The organism is Streptomyces sp. APSN-46.1, assembly GCF_022815725.1.
Taxonomy (GTDB): Bacteria; Actinomycetota; Actinomycetes; order Streptomycetales; family Streptomycetaceae; genus Streptomyces.
Window position 1 is genome coordinate 346,331 of the sequence record NZ_JALGRF010000003.1, and the last position, 13,992, is coordinate 360,322.

The window sequence follows — 13,992 nt, forward strand, 5'->3', positions numbered from 1 at the left end:
CGGGCGGCCGGCTCGGCCGGACAGGGCCTGAGCGGCCTCGGGGAGACCGCTCAGTGGCGGCGGCGTAGGGCGCGGCCCAGGACGACCGCCGAGGCGATCGCCAGGGCGGCGGCCGGGGCGATCCAGCGCAGGTTCTGGCCGGCGGTGGTGGCGCTGGGCGCGGGGACCGGGGCGTAGCGGCCGCGCGGGGGTGCGTGGTCCACCTCCTCGGCGCTGCGGCCGATCATGGTGCGGCGGGCGTGGGCGGCCTCGGCCGGGGGGCGCGGGGTGCCGCCGAGCTCGTCGAAATCGCCCTCCAGGAAGGGGTCCAGGGACGGGGGCGGCACCTCGGTCTCGAACACGGAGGCGATGATCTCGTCGGTGTCCTCGGCGTCGGTGTCCTCGGCGTCGGCCGCCTCCGCCTCGGCGACGGGGTCCGGCGCGGCCGCGGCGGCCAGATGGGCGGCGGCCCGGTCCAGGAGGCGGCGTACGGCGGTCTCGGTGGCCCCCGGCTCGAAGGCGGCGGCCCGCCCGTCGGCGGTGGCCCCGGCGGTGATGGCCAGCCGGGTCCCGTGCCCCTCCGGGGTCAGCCGCAGGGTGAGCGCGAGCTTGACCGTCCCGCTGCCCCGGATCTCCGTCCCCTCGCCGTCGACGGCGAACCGGTCCGGGTCCCGCTCGGTGACGGCCAGCGCCCCCCGGTAGGTCACGGTGTGCCCGCCGACCCGCAGCTTCAGCCGGCCCGACAGGGGTCCGGACGCGGCGTCGGCGTCCTGCTGGAGTCCCGGCACGCAGCGGGCCACCCGGGCGGGGTCGCGCAGCACGGCGCGGAGGCTGTCGACCGGTACCGGAACGAACACCTGATGCTCCATGCGGCCGAGCCTACCGACGAGTCGTGCTCCCGCGCCCGGTCCGGCGCGAACCACTTCGCTCCGGGCCCGGCGCCACTGCTGGGGCTCCGCCCCGGACCCCGCGCCTCAAACGCCGGCGGGGCTGGATGTGGCTGGCGTCGGCCCAGAAGTGCGCGCAGCGCAACCCTGGGCCCGGCAGGCTGGATGCGCGCCGCGCAATTTCCAGCCTCGCCGGCGTTTGAGGCGTGGGGGTCCCCCCGGACGGAGTCTGGGGGAGGTAGCTGGGGGAGAAACCCGGCTCCGCCGGGCACCGGGCTCCGCCCGGACCCGCGCCTCAAACGCCGGCGAGGCTGGATGTGGCGACGAGGAGGCTGGATGTGGGGCTCAGGAGTATCGCGGGTGCGGCAGTGTGGATGGGGGGAGGTCCGGGACTCTGGTCCGTTCCGCGTCGCGGGCCGCGTCTCGTAGGGATCCCGTGGACAGCGAGCGCAGCGCGGGGGTGTCTCGGTCCACGCGCAGTTCCGGGACCCGGCCGCGGGCGGCCAGGACGAAGCCCCAGTCCCGCGGCGGCACGGTGCCGGAGCCCTGCGCCCGGTCGGGTCCGGCGGCGAAGCCCGAGAGGCGGCCGCCCGCGCTGTACGGGGCGGTCCGCAGCCCGGCGGCGCGCAGCGTCGACTCGACCGTCCAGTACGTCTGCGGCCGGGTCGCCAGGGGCCCCGCGTGCACCGCGAGCCGCCCGCCCGGGCTCAGGGCGCGCGCGGCCAGCCCGTAGAACTCCTGCGAGTACAGCTTCGTGCTCGGCGTGATGCCCGGGTCGGGGAGGTCGGAGACGATGACGTCGAAGCGGTCCCGCGCGGCCGGCCCCCGCAGCCAGCGGAACGCGTCCTGCGTGACGACCCCGAGGCGCGGGTCCTCGTACACCCGGCCGTTGAGCGCCGACAGCATCGGGTCCGTGCGGGCGAGCTCCACCACGCCGGGGTCGAGCTCGACGACGGTGACGGAGGCGACGTCCCGGTAGCGCAGCACCTCGCGCGCGGCGAGCCCGTCGCCGCCGCCGAGGACCAGGACCCGGGCGTGCGGGCCGGTCATGGCGGGGTGGACGAGGGCCTCGTGGTAGCGGTACTCGTCGTATCCGCTGACCCGCAGCCGCCCGTCGAGGAACAGGTCGAGCGAGCGCGGGGAGCCGGTGGAGGGCCCGGTGAGCACCAGTTCCTGCACCCCGCTCTGGACGGCGACCCGCACCTCCCCGCCGTAGACGGCGCGGCGGGCGACCCGCTCGAAGTCGTCGGCGAGGACGGTGGCCGAGCAGAGCACGGCCAGCACGGTCAGGTTCGCGGAGATCAGCAGCCAGCGGCAGCGCCGGCTCAGGTCGCGGCGGAACAGCCACAGGACGAGTCCGCCGCCGACGACCACGTTGACGCCGCCGGTGAGCATGGCGCCGGTCAGCTGGCCGAGCACCGGCAGCAGCAGGAACGGAAAGGCCAGCCCGCCGACCAGCGCGCCCACGTAGTCGGCGGCGAAGAGGTCGGCGACGGCGCCGCCCGCGTCCTGCCGGCGGATCCGCTGGATGAGGACCATCAGCAGCGGGATCTCCGCGCCGATGAGCACTCCGATGGCGAAGGAGAAGGCGACGAGGGCGGGCCGGGACTCCCCCAGCCAGGCAAAACTCGCGTACAGCGCCATGGCGGAGAGCCCGCCGACCAGCGCGAGCCCGGCCTCGATGGCGCCGAAGCCGAAGGCGGGCCGGTGTCTGAGCCGTTTGGCGAGCAGGGAGCCGACGCCCATGGCGAAGACCATGACGGACAGCACGACGGACGCCTGGGTGACGGAGTCACCGATGAGGTACGAGCCGAGGGCGAGCAGCTCCAGTTCGTATACGAGCCCGCAGGCGGCGCAGACGAACACGGTGGCCAGGACGAGGAGTCGGCCGGTCCGGGGCCGTACGGGCAGGGCGGCGGCCGGGACGGTCGCCACGCCCCGCGGCTCCGGTGCCGGGAGCACCCCGCCGGGGGCGGAACGGTCGATCATGAGGGGAACCGTACGTCACCGCCCACCCGCACCCCGTCACCCACATGGGTGCAAGTGGCTTGCCGTTTCGGCCAGTTGGCGTATCAATGACCGGCCCGCGCGCCCCTCCCGAACCCGGGCGGTTACAGCGCCGCGGACTCCAGGGCCTCGGCCTGGGCGCCCATCCGTACGCCCACCCGGGTGCGGGTGGCGACCAGTTGACCCTCCTGCGGATACGCGTGCCAGGTCCGCCAGCGCACCTGCCCCTCGTAACGCTGCGCGAGCATGGCGGTGAAGGCGTGCGGGCTGCCCGGAAAGGTTCCGGCGAGCCCGTTCGGGTGATCCGCGACGAGCGCGAGCAACTCCTGCGCCCGCCCGGCGAAGGAGCCGCGCGACAGGTTCTCGACCCGCGCGGCGAACTCGTACTCCCAGCCGCCCAGCCGCTTGGCCACGCCGAGCGGCAGCGGCGTACTGCTGCCGGGCATGCAGGCGACCGTCTCCGAGCAGAGCACCTCGCCCTCCTCCAGGAGTACCTGATGGGAGGCTCCGAGCAGGCGCAATTCCACCTTGGCGCCGGACAGTTCGAGGTTCAGCACGGCCAGGGCGGGCAGCGGCTCCCGTCCCAGGGCCCAGGCGAGATCGGCGGCACGCGTGTCGGTGTAGGTGGTCTGGAGGGTCGTGAGCATGAGTCGGCTCCGCAAACGCGCGAGGGAGATGGGCCGGGGCCCGCCAGCGGTAGTCAACGGGTGGGGGGAACCCGGCACGGGTCCACAGGAAGTCCAGGAAGGTCCGAGGACTGGTCTACTCAACCGAGGGAATCATGAAAGGCACGGCACTCACAGCGTTTTTACCCAACTTGACGGGGTTTACATCCCCCCGGGGGCTCCTCGGTTCACGTGTTCAACAACATCCGAATTGGGGTCCGAACAAGAAGACGCCCGACGGAAGTTGTGCCCGCCGGGCGCCTTCCCTACGCGGTTCCGGGCTGCCCCGTGTCAGCTGGAACCGCAGCCCCCGCCGCCACCGCACGAAGACGATCCCCCGCAGGACGAGGAGGATCCGCAGGAGGGCGATGAGGAGGACCCGCAGGAGGAGGACGAGGAACCGCCGTCCGACCACCAGCTGCCGCCGCGCCGTCCGCTCCGTCCGCTCGAACCGGACCGGCGGCCGGACGAACCGCCGCTCCTGGAGCCGACGGCCAGCAGGCAGACGAGAACCACCACACTCACGAAGATCACGATGGCCAGGATCATGTCCTCGCCCCCTCTCTCACACCCCGGTCCCCCGGGGAGCGGGATCCCCGCGTCCCGCGTGATGGGGGGATGCCCCCGGGCCATCCGCGCCAAAGCACACTTGAGCAACTCCAGAGGTTCGGCACAGGATGGCGCCCATGAGCGCACCCGCGGGCAACAGCCGCCCCTTCCTCAACCGCCGCCTCGCCGCATTCGGTACGACGATCTTCGCGGAGATGTCGGCGCTGGCCGCCCGCACCGGGTCGATCAACCTCGGCCAGGGCTTCCCTGACACCGACGGCCCGGCCGAGATCGCCGAGGCCGCCTCCCGCGCGGTCCTCTCCGGCCTCGGCAACCAGTACCCGCCCGGCCCCGGCATCCCGGAGCTGCGCACCGCGATCGCCGCCCACCAGCAGCGGTTCTACGGCCTCCGCTACGACCCGGACACCGAGGTGCTCGTCACGGCCGGCGCCACGGAGGCCATCGCCGCCGCGCTCCTGGCCCTCCTCGAACCGGGCGACGAGGTCATCGCCCTCGAACCCTTCTACGACTCGTACGCGGCCTGCATCGCCATGGCCGGCGCGGTCCGCGTCCCCCTCACCCTGCGCGCCCCCGACTTCCGCCCAGACATCGACGCCCTGAGCGATGCCATCACCCCGCGCACCCGCCTGCTGCTGCTGAACACCCCGCACAACCCGACCGGCACGGTGCTGACCCCCGCCGAGCTCGCGGCGATCGCGGAACTGGCCGTCCGCCACGACCTCCTGGTCATCACCGACGAGGTCTACGAACACCTGGTCTTCGAGGGCTCCCACACCCCGCTGGCCTCGCTGCCCGGCATGCGCGAGCGGACCGTGACCATCTCCAGCGCCGGCAAGACCTACTCGTTCACCGGCTGGAAGGTCGGCTGGATCACCGCCCCGCCGGAGCTCGTGGCGGCCGTCCGCTCGGTGAAGCAGTTCCTCACGTTCGTCTCGTCCGGCCCGTTCCAGTACGCCGTCGCCGAGGCCCTCGCCCTCCCCGACACCTACTACGAGGGCCTGCGCGCCGGCCTCGCCGCCAAGCGCGACCTCCTCGCCGACGGGCTCGCGGCGGCCGGCTTCCGCGTCTTCCGCCCCCAGGGCACGTACTTCATCACCACCGACATCGCGCCCCTCGGCGAGAAGGACGGCCTCGCCTTCTGCCGCGCCCTCCCCGAGCGCTGCGGGGTCGTCGCCATCCCGAACCAGGTCTTCTACGACGACGAGTCCGCCGGGGCCACCCAGGTGCGCTGGGCCTTCTGCAAGAAGACGGACGTCCTGCACGAGGCCGTCGAACGCCTCCAGCGGCTGACATGACCACTGTTTCCGTACGGGCGGTCGGCACGGCCACGCCCGCGGCCGTCGTCGCCCTCGGGGTGTTCTCCGCCGTGCGCGGCGCCGGGGTGCTGGTGCTCGCCGTCAGCGCGTGGTGGGCCGGGAAGAGCCCGGTCAAAGTGCTCGGCGCGTCGTGGGACTCCGTCTGGTACCTGCACATCGCCGCCCACGGCTACGGGCGCACCCAGATGTGGTCCGCCACCGGGTCCGTGCAGAGCGACTACGCCTTCTTCCCGCTCTACCCGTACCTGGTGGGGCTGGCCGGCGGCACCCCCGCCGCCGCGCTGCTGATCGCCTGGGCGGCCGCCGCGCTGGCGGCCGTGGGGGTGTACCGGGTCGGGGAGCGGCTGCTCGGGCAGCGGGCCGGGCTGCTGCTGGTGGCGCTGTGGGCGGTGCTGCCGCACTCGGTGGTGCTGACCCTCGGCTACACGGAGGCGCTGCTGGCCGCGTGCGCCGCCTGGAGCTTGTACGCCCTGCTGACCGGGCGCTGGCTGTGGGCGGCGGGGCTCGCGGTGCTGGCCGGGCTGACCCGGCCGACGGGGATCGCGGTGGCCGCCGCCGTCTGCGTCATGGCCCTGCGCGAGGTGGTCGTACGAAGATCCCGCGCGCCCGAGGTGTGGGCGGCCGGGCTGCTCGCCCCGGCGGGCTGGGCCGCGTACGTCGTGGCGGTCGGCGTGCGCGTCGGGGACCCGCTGGGCGGCTACTTCGAGGTACAGCGCCGCTGGGGCTCCCGCTTCGACTTCGGGGGCGGGGCGCTGCGCTCGGCGGAGAAGGTGGTCACCGGCGGGAGCGTGCCACTGGCCACCACGGTGACCGTGGCCGTACTGGCTGCGGCGGGGCTGCTGGCGGTGCTGCTGGCCCTGGACCGCATGCCGCTGGCCGTGCTCGTGTACACGGGGGTGCTGATGGTGATCACCTACGGCGGGGCCGGGTTCTTCGACTCCAAGCCGCGCTTCCTGGTCCCCGCGTTCCCGCTGCTGCTGCCGGTGGCCGCCGTCATGGCGAGAGCCCGGCACGGCACCGCGGTCGTACTGACCGCGGGGCTGGCCGGGCTCTCCTACGGCTACGGGGTGTACTTGCTCCTCGTGGCCAAAGTGCCGTTGTGACGCCTGTGACGTCTGTGACGTCTGTGACGTCTGTGACGCCTAGTTGGTCGCGTCGCCTTCGTCGTCACCCGTGTCGTCGCCGTCGGTGGAGTCGATCTCCTGCTCCAGGCCGAGCTGCTCCACGAGCCACTTGTCGAACTCGATGGACGCGCGGACCCAGCTGACCGTGGAGGAGACGAAGTGCTCCAGGCTGACGCCGGTGCCGATCAGCATCTGCGCCTCGCCGATCAGGCGGACGGATCCGTCGTCGTGCGTGTGGCTGTAGACCTTGGGCCACAGGGTGCGGCGGTTCCAGTCGTCGATCGACTCAAGGAGCTGGGGCTTCTCGTCGATCTTGTGCGGACGGTCGTAGAAGGTCCGCACGGAGAAGACCTGCTGCTCGTCTTCGCCGCGGAACATGAAGTACGTGCGGAAATCCTCCCACGGCGCCGCGAGGTCGCCCTCGTCGTCGACGACGTACTTGAGCTCCATCTGGTCCAGCAGCTGCTTGACCAGCTCCTGGTCGGGGACGACGGGGCCCGCCGGTCCTGTGGCCTGCGGATCGGGCTGCTGCCCTCCGAAGTTCGGAATCGAGGCCGGGTCGATGCTCACCGTGTACTTCCCTTCGTGCGGATTCCTTCATCCTCCCCCATCGCGCCTACCCCGTGTCCACCCCCGCACGTGCGATCCGCTGCGGGCGGACACACGCAAGGAGCCGGTAGGAGCCGGATGAGCCGCACTTACAGGGCCTTGCCGACCAGCAGATCCTCGCCCGCCACGTCCACCCGGACGGTGTCGCCGTCCTTCACTTCGCCGGAAAGGATCTCCTTGGCCAGCCGGTCACCGATCGCCGTCTGGATCAGGCGGCGCAGCGGCCGGGCTCCGTACGCCGGGTCGTTGCCCTTGTCCGCCAGCCAGGCCAGGGCGTCGGGGGTGACGTCCAGGGTCAGGCGGCGGTCGGCCAGGCGCTGGGCCAGGCGGCCGATCTGGAGCTCGGCGATGTGCGCCAGCTCGTCCCGGGTCAGGGCGGAGAAGACCACGAGGTCGTCCAGGCGGTTCAGGAACTCCGGCTTGAAGGTCGCCCTGACCACCTCCAGAACCTGCCGCTTCTTCTCGTCCACAGGTGTGGACGGATTCATCAGGAACTGACTGCCCAGGTTCGAGGTCAGCACCAGGATGGCGTTGCGGAAGTCCACGGTGCGGCCCTGGCCGTCCGTGAGGCGGCCGTCGTCCAGGACCTGGAGCAGGATGTCGAAGACCTCGGGGTGGGCCTTCTCCACCTCGTCCAGGAGCACCACGCTGTACGGGCGCCTGCGCACCGCCTCGGTGAGCTGGCCGCCCTCCTCGTAGCCCACGTACCCGGGCGGGGCGCCGACGAGCCGGGCCACGCTGTGCTTCTCGCCGTACTCCGACATGTCGATCCGGACCATGGCCCGCTCGTCGTCGAAGAGGAAGTCCGCGAGGGCCTTCGCCAGCTCCGTCTTGCCGACGCCCGTGGGGCCCAGGAAGAGGAACGAGCCCGTCGGGCGGTCCGGGTCGGCGATACCGGCCCGGGTGCGGCGTACGGCGTCCGAGACGGCCCGTACGGCCTCCTCCTGGCCGATCAGGCGGCGGCCCAGCTCGGCCTCCATGCGCAGCAGCTTCTGGGTCTCGCCTTCGAGGAGGCGGCCCGCCGGGATGCCCGTCCAGGCGCCCACCACGTCCGCGATGTCGTCGGGGCCGACCTCGTCCTTGACCATCGTCCCCTTCGACGCCTCGGCCTCGGCCTCGCTGGCCTCCTCCAGCTCGCGCTCCAGCGCCGGGATCTCCCCGTAGAGCAGCTTGGAGGCCGCGTCGAAGTCGCCGTCGCGCTGGGCGCGCTCCGCCTGCCCGCGCAGGTCGTCGAGGCGCTCCTTGAGCTCGCCGACCCGGTTGAGGGACTGCTTCTCCTTCTCCCAGCGGGCGGTGAGGCCGCGCAGGTCCTCCTCCTTGTCCGCGAGGTCCTTGCGGATCTTGTCGAGGCGTTCGAGGGAGGCCGGGTCGGACTCGTTCTTCAGCGCCAGCTCCTCCATCCGCAGGCGGTCCACCGCACGCTGGAGCTCGTCGATCTCCAGCGGGGAGGAGTCGATCTCCATGCGGAGCCGGGACGCGGATTCGTCGACGAGGTCGATGGCCTTGTCGGGGAGGAAGCGGGAGGTGATGTACCGGTCGGAGAGCGTGGCCGCGGCGACGAGCGCGCTGTCGTTGATGACGACCTTGTGGTGGGCCTCGTAGCGGCCCTTGAGGCCGCGCAGGATGGCGATGGTGTCCTCGACGCTCGGCTCCGCCACCAGCACCTGCTGGAACCGGCGCTCCAGCGCCGCGTCCTTCTCGATCCGCTCGCGGTACTCGTCGAGCGTGGTCGCGCCGACCATGCGCAGCTCGCCGCGGGCCAGCATGGGCTTGAGCATGTTGCCCGCGTCCATGGCGGAGTCCCCGCCGGCGCCCGCACCGACGACCGTGTGCAGTTCGTCGATGAAGGTGATGATCTGGCCGTCGCTGGACTTGATCTCGGCGAGGACCGTCTTGAGCCGCTCCTCGAACTCGCCGCGGTACTTGGCGCCGGCGACCATGGCGCCGAGGTCGAGGGAGACCAGGCGCTTGTTCTTGAGGGACTCGGGGACGTCGCCCTTGACGATGCGCTGGGCCAGGCCCTCGACGACCGCCGTCTTGCCGACGCCCGGCTCGCCGATCAGCACCGGGTTGTTCTTCGTACGGCGCGACAGGACCTGGACGACGCGCCGGATCTCCTGGTCGCGGCCGATGACCGGGTCGAGCTTGCCCGCGCGGGCGGCTGCCGTGAAGTCGGTGCCGAACTTCTCCAGGGCCTTGTACTGGCCCTCGGGGTCGGGGGTCGTCACCCGCCGTCCTCCTCGTGCGTTCTCGAAGGCGGCCAGCAGCTTGCCGGCGGTCGCGCCCTGGGCGGAAAGGACCTCACCGGCCGGTCCGCCCTTGGCGGCCACGGCGATGAGGAGGTGTTCGGTGGAGAGGTACTCGTCGCCCAGTTTCCCGGCCTGGGCGTCGGCCTCGGCGAGTACGGCGAGGAGGTCGCGCGTGGGCTGCGGGGGCGCGACGGTCGAGCCGGTGACGCTGGGCAGGGCGGCGAGCAGCCGCTCCGCGCCGTCGCGCACGGCGGCCTGGTCGGCGTCGGTGGCCGCGAGGAGGTCGGTGATGTTCTCGTTGTCCTGGCCGGCGAGCAGCGCCAGCAGCAGGTGCGCGGGGGTCAGATCCGCGTGCCCGCCCTTGACGGCCCTGCTGGTGGCTGCGTTCAGCGCGTCCCGGCTCTTGTTGGTCAGCTCGGCATCCACGTGCGACTACTCCTCTCCCTGCGGTTCATACGTCTGTCCTGCACAACATGCGTCCTGCACACACTCTGATATCGGCAACCTGCACAAAGTTGAGTCTATTCCACTCAAGGCAGCCCGCCGTACGCTTCGGCCATGCGTGTTTCGAACCCAGGCCATGACGTACTCAACCCGACGCCCGAGTACCTCGCCTTCTGGCGGGAGCGGCACATCTGCACCCTGACCACGCCGCGCCCCGACGGGAGCCCGCACGTGGTGCCGGTGGGAGTGACGTACGACCCGGAGGCCGGACTCGCGCGGGTGATCAGCAACAAGCACAGCAAGAAGATCCGCAACGTCCTGGCGGCGCAGGGGACCGAGCCGGACGGCTCGGCGCGGGTTGCGGTCTGCCAGATGGAGGGACGCCGCTGGGCGACGCTGGAGGGGCGCGCGGTGGTCCGTACGGACGAGGCCTCGGTCGCCGAGGCGGTGGCGCGCTACGCGGAGCGGTACGGGCGGATGCCGTCGCCGAACCCGGACCGGGTGGTCCTGGAGATCACCCTGGACCGGGCGCTGGGGCGGGCGTAAGAGACCGGCAGGCGCAAGAGGGCGTAAGAGACCCGCAGTAATTGTCCGGTTCAACCACTGGACGCGGACATCACAGCGGCGCCATCGTGGTCAGGTCCACGATGGCGCCGCTGTGTGGGGGAAGCGCCTGAGCGATCTGCAACGACGGGGGAATCGCGTCAGGCACTGCGGGGGGTGGCGGTGGTGATATCGGGTTCGAAGAGCTGGTGGTCGCGCTGATCGAGATTGACGAAGACCATGCCGTACCGCACCTCACAGCGGACGGGCTGCGGCGCGCCGCGGGGGCGGCGCAGACAGCGGTAGGCGCGGACGTCCTCGTCTTCCTCGCGCACGACGACGATGGGCTGACCGAACAGGGTGACCATCAGCGAATCGCCCGTGTGGGGAATCGCCGTGGCGAGGTCGATGAACTGCCATCCGGACCGGTACGCCGAGGCCATTTCGCGCCGGAAGTCACGGTCGTCGGGGGTCATCAGACGGCCTTCAGGGGCGCGGCGTTCCAACCACTGTCCGCCTCGCCTGCCGGCGTGGCGTTCCAACCACTGTCCGACTCTCCCGTCGGCGCGGTGTTCCACCCACTGTCCGACTCCCCTGCCGGCGTGGTGTTCCAACCGCTGTCACTGGCCAGAGCCCTCCCCGCATCACCATTGACGACGCTGACTGCCCCAAAGACCGCGACAGCGGAGAAAACAACGGCAAGCGCCGAGCGAAGCATTCTCTTGTACATGGTCGGCTTCGTCCTCACTTGATGGAATCTTCTCCCCCGCACGTCAGACCATGGCTCATTCAGGCACGTTACGGCCACAGGGACGATGCATCATGTTCTTGCATGTTCAGGACCCTGGGGGGTGGAGATTTGCCAATAAACAACACAAACCCGACACATCCCCACCTCGTCACGGCCATGTGCGACGAGGGGGCGCGCCTGTACGCGGCGGCGCTGAGCACGGGCCGGGTGCCACGGGGAGAAGTGGCGAACGCCCCCTGCCTGCTCGAATTCGGTCTGCTGCGACCCGACCCGGATGACGCGAACCAGCTCCGGGCGGTTCCCCCGTCCGTCGCTCTGGCCCAACGGCTTCATCCGCTCGAACGCGAGATCCAGGACCGCAGGCGCACGGCCATCGATCTCACCGATGCATTCGAGCCTTTCCTCGCCATCAGCGCCCAGAGCTCGGCGAACACCCACTCCATCACCGTGCTGGAGGGGTTCGACCAGATCAACGCCGCCCTGGACCTCGCCACCGCCGCGTGCCACACGGAGATGCTGACCGTCCAGCCGGGCGGCGCCCGGCCGTCTTTCGTCCTCAGCGAGGCCCTGGAGCGCGACGCGCCGCTGATCGACCGCGGCGTGAGCATCCGGACCCTCTACCAGCACACCGCCCGGCACAGCCAGGGCACGCTCGCCTACGTGGACCGCATCTCCACGGGGAAGGTGGAGATCCGCACGCTGGAAGAGCTGATCGAGCGCCTCATCATCTTCGACCGGACGGTGGCCTTCATCCCCGTCAGCGAAGACCGGCGGGTGGCGCTGGAGCTGCGGCATCCGGGGCTCGTGCAGTACCTCATCAAGGTGTTCGAGCAACTCTGGCGCCGTGCCGTGCCGTTGCGCGACGAGGTGACGTACACGCACATGCCCGAGGGCATCTCCGGCGTGCAGCGCTCCATCGCCCAGCTCCTCATCGAGGGGCATGTGGACGAGGCGATCGCGCGCCGGCTGGGGATGAACGTACGGACCTGCCGCGCGCACATCGCGAAGCTGGCCACCGCCCTGGGCAGCGGGAGCCGGGCCCAGCTCGGCTATCTCATCGCCCAGTCGGGGATCCTGCACGGGGACCCGTCACAGCTGCCGAAGTGCTGACGTACGGCGGTACGGCGTACGACGAAGGCCCCGCCCGGGGATGCTTGGGATCCGGGGCGGGGCCTTCGTCACGCGTGCTCGCGGGCGGGCGTCAGTCCGCCTGGCGCTTGGGGCGCCAGACGACCAGGGCGTTGCCCGGCACCGGCGGCTGGTACGGGACCAGGTCCCGGCGGTACGAGGCGTGCACCTGGGCCTCGCGGGCCCGGAGGGTGGCCGCGGCCCCGTCCACGGCGGCCGAGAGCTCGGCCACGCGCTGTTGGAGCGCGGCGACCTGGTTCTCCAGTTCGATGATGCGCTTGATGCCCGCCAGGTTGATGCCCTCGTCCTGGGACAGCGCCTGCACCGTGCGGAGCAGCTCGATGTCACGGGCCGAGTAGCGCCGGCCGCGGCCGGCCGTACGGTCCGGGGAGACCAGGCCGAGGCGGTCGTACTGGCGGAGGGTCTGCGGATGCAGACCCGAGAGCTGGGCGGCCACCGAGATCACGTAGACCGGGGTCTCGTCGGTGAGCTGGTAAGGATTCCTGCGGCGGCCGTCCATGTCATGCTCCCTTCGCGGACTCGAACAGCGCGGCGCGCGGGTCTTCCGACTCGGTTGCGACGCGGTACATCTCCAGCGCCTCACGTGCCTTGTCCGACAGCTCCGCCGGAACGGCCACCTCCACCGTCACCAGCAGGTCGCCGCGGGTGCCGTCCTTGCGGACCGCGCCCTTGCCGCGGGCCCGCATCGTACGGCCGTTGGGGGTGCCCGGCGGCAGCTTCAGCGTCACCGCCGGGCCGTTCAGGGTCGGGACCCTGACCTCGGCGCCGAGGGCCGCTTCGGCGAAGGTCACCGGGACCGTCACCGTGAGGTTGTCGCCCTTGCGGCCGAACACGGGGTGGCTGTCGACGTGGACGACGACGTACAGGTCGCCCGACGGGCCGCCGCGCTCGCCCGGCGTGCCCTTGCCGCGCAGCCGGATCCGCTGGCCGTCGGAGACGCCGGCCGGGATCCGGACCTGCATGGTGCGGGAGCTGAGCGCCCGGCCGCTGCCCTTGCAGACCTCGCAGGGGTTCTCCGCGATCAGGCCGCGGCCCTTGCAGTCCGCGCAGGGGTCGGTCAGGGAGAAGCCGCCGCCGCTGCCCCGCGACACCTGGCCGGTGCCGACGCAGGTCGGGCACACCCGGGGGGTGCCGTTCTTGTCGCCGGTACCGGAACAGGCCTTGCAGGGTGCCTGCGAGGACATCCGGAGCGGGACGGTCGCCCCGTCCACCGCCTCCGTGAAGGACAGCGTGACCTCGGACTCGATGTCCTGGCCGCGGCGCGGCTGGATACGGGTTCCCGCACCGGCGCCGCCGCGGTTGAACAGGCCGCCGAACACATCGCCCAGGCCGCCGCCGAAGCCGCCGCCCGCGCCGCCCGGCTGCGTACCCCCGAAGAGGTCGCCGAGGTCGAAGTTGAACGAACCGCCCCCGCCCGGCCCGGGGCGGAAGCCACCGTTGCCGAACAGGGCGCGCGCCTCGTCGTACTCCTTGCGCTTCTTCGGGTCGCCGAGGATGTCGTTCGCCTCGGAGATCTCCTTGAACCGCGCCTCCGCCGAGGCGTCGCCCTTGTTGGCGTCCGGGTGGAACTCGCGCGCGAGCTTCCGGTACGCCTTCTTGATCTCGGCCTCGGTGGCGTCCTTCGGGACACCGAGGACCTTGTAATAGTCCTTCTCGACGAAGTCCTTTGTGCTCATCCTCGGCGACCCTCCTCTCGTTC

At 71.7% G+C, this 13,992-nt stretch carries 12 protein-coding genes; 4 read left to right on the top strand and 8 right to left on the bottom strand.

Annotated features, from left to right (window positions below):
* Positions 1–50 precede the first annotated feature (50 nt).
* The 3 genes from MTF65_RS13860 to MTF65_RS13870 form a co-directional block, all read right to left on the bottom strand.
* Positions 51–848, bottom strand: a complete 798-nt coding sequence (locus tag MTF65_RS13860; protein WP_243628964.1) for an SRPBCC family protein — start codon at positions 846–848, stop codon at positions 51–53.
* Positions 849–1,211: 363 nt separating this feature from the next.
* A complete protein-coding gene (locus tag MTF65_RS13865) occupies positions 1,212–2,855 on the bottom strand; it encodes a polyamine aminopropyltransferase (RefSeq protein WP_243628965.1) in 1,644 nt (547 codons plus the stop codon).
* Positions 2,856–2,977: 122 nt separating this feature from the next.
* Positions 2,978–3,520 carry a DUF2617 family protein gene (locus MTF65_RS13870; RefSeq protein WP_243628966.1) on the bottom strand — a complete coding sequence of 181 codons (543 nt, stop codon included), beginning with the start codon at positions 3,518–3,520 and terminating at the stop codon, positions 2,978–2,980.
* 695 nt (positions 3,521–4,215) lie between these two features.
* On the opposite strand from MTF65_RS13870, the gene MTF65_RS13875 reads away from it, so the two are divergent.
* Together MTF65_RS13875 and MTF65_RS13880 are read left to right on the top strand one after the other, a co-directional pair.
* Entirely contained in the window at positions 4,216–5,403 is a 1,188-nt protein-coding gene (locus MTF65_RS13875) for a pyridoxal phosphate-dependent aminotransferase (RefSeq protein WP_243628967.1), read from the top strand.
* The gene (locus MTF65_RS13880; protein WP_243628968.1) at positions 5,400–6,527 is read left to right on the top strand and encodes a glycosyltransferase family 39 protein; all 1,128 of its coding nucleotides are present in this window, start codon (positions 5,400–5,402) and stop codon (positions 6,525–6,527) included. Before MTF65_RS13875 ends, MTF65_RS13880 begins: the two co-directional genes overlap by 4 nt.
* A gap of 39 nt (positions 6,528–6,566) precedes the next feature.
* Here MTF65_RS13880 and MTF65_RS13885 read toward each other — a convergent pair whose 3' ends face one another.
* Positions 6,567–7,118, bottom strand: a complete 552-nt coding sequence (locus tag MTF65_RS13885; protein WP_243628969.1) for a YbjN domain-containing protein — start codon at positions 7,116–7,118, stop codon at positions 6,567–6,569.
* Between the two features lie 128 nt (positions 7,119–7,246).
* Complete coding sequence (gene clpB, locus MTF65_RS13890; protein ID WP_243628970.1) at positions 7,247–9,832, bottom strand: ATP-dependent chaperone ClpB; 2,586 nt, start codon at positions 9,830–9,832, stop codon at positions 7,247–7,249.
* Positions 9,833–9,964: 132 nt separating this feature from the next.
* On the opposite strand from clpB, the gene MTF65_RS13895 reads away from it, so the two are divergent.
* Positions 9,965–10,396: a pyridoxamine 5'-phosphate oxidase family protein gene (locus tag MTF65_RS13895; protein ID WP_243628971.1), complete on the top strand. Its 432-nt coding sequence runs from the start codon at positions 9,965–9,967 to the stop codon at positions 10,394–10,396.
* A gap of 158 nt (positions 10,397–10,554) precedes the next feature.
* Here MTF65_RS13895 and MTF65_RS13900 read toward each other — a convergent pair whose 3' ends face one another.
* Positions 10,555–10,869 carry a (2Fe-2S)-binding protein gene (locus tag MTF65_RS13900; protein ID WP_214931074.1) on the bottom strand — a complete coding sequence of 105 codons (315 nt, stop codon included), beginning with the start codon at positions 10,867–10,869 and terminating at the stop codon, positions 10,555–10,557.
* 356 nt (positions 10,870–11,225) lie between these two features.
* On the opposite strand from MTF65_RS13900, the gene MTF65_RS13905 reads away from it, so the two are divergent.
* Complete coding sequence (locus MTF65_RS13905) at positions 11,226–12,254, top strand: helix-turn-helix transcriptional regulator (RefSeq protein ID WP_243628972.1); 1,029 nt, start codon at positions 11,226–11,228, stop codon at positions 12,252–12,254.
* A 91-nt stretch (positions 12,255–12,345) separates the two neighbouring features.
* On the opposite strand, the gene MTF65_RS13910 is transcribed toward MTF65_RS13905, so the two are convergent.
* Together MTF65_RS13910 and dnaJ are read right to left on the bottom strand one after the other, a co-directional pair.
* Positions 12,346–12,792, bottom strand: coding sequence for a heat shock protein transcriptional repressor HspR (locus MTF65_RS13910; protein WP_243628973.1), 447 nt, complete (start codon positions 12,790–12,792; stop codon positions 12,346–12,348).
* 1 nt (position 12,793) lies between these two features.
* On the bottom strand, positions 12,794–13,969 hold the full coding sequence (gene dnaJ, locus MTF65_RS13915) for a molecular chaperone DnaJ (RefSeq protein WP_243628974.1): 1,176 nt from the start codon (positions 13,967–13,969) through the stop codon (positions 12,794–12,796).
* Positions 13,970–13,992: the final 23 nt, after the last annotated feature.

What these genes read in the sequence shown, in the direction of transcription:
- MTF65_RS13905 (WP_243628972.1), top strand. Translation starts at nt 11,226, where the DNA reads ATGTTCAGGACCCTGGGGGGTGGAGATTTGCCAATAAACAACACAAAC.
- MTF65_RS13910 (WP_243628973.1), bottom strand. Translation starts at nt 12,792, where the DNA reads ATGGACGGCCGCCGCAGGAATCCTTACCAGCTCACCGACGAGACCCCG.
- MTF65_RS13860 (WP_243628964.1), bottom strand. Translation starts at nt 848, where the DNA reads ATGGAGCATCAGGTGTTCGTTCCGGTACCGGTCGACAGCCTCCGCGCC.
- MTF65_RS13870 (WP_243628966.1), bottom strand. Translation starts at nt 3,520, where the DNA reads ATGCTCACGACCCTCCAGACCACCTACACCGACACGCGTGCCGCCGAT.
- MTF65_RS13900 (WP_214931074.1), bottom strand. Translation starts at nt 10,869, where the DNA reads ATGACCCCCGACGACCGTGACTTCCGGCGCGAAATGGCCTCGGCGTAC.
- MTF65_RS13895 (WP_243628971.1), top strand. Translation starts at nt 9,965, where the DNA reads ATGCGTGTTTCGAACCCAGGCCATGACGTACTCAACCCGACGCCCGAG.
- MTF65_RS13880 (WP_243628968.1), top strand. Translation starts at nt 5,400, where the DNA reads ATGACCACTGTTTCCGTACGGGCGGTCGGCACGGCCACGCCCGCGGCC.
- dnaJ (WP_243628974.1), bottom strand. Translation starts at nt 13,969, where the DNA reads ATGAGCACAAAGGACTTCGTCGAGAAGGACTATTACAAGGTCCTCGGT.
- MTF65_RS13865 (WP_243628965.1), bottom strand. Translation starts at nt 2,855, where the DNA reads ATGATCGACCGTTCCGCCCCCGGCGGGGTGCTCCCGGCACCGGAGCCG.
- MTF65_RS13875 (WP_243628967.1), top strand. Translation starts at nt 4,216, where the DNA reads ATGGCGCCCATGAGCGCACCCGCGGGCAACAGCCGCCCCTTCCTCAAC.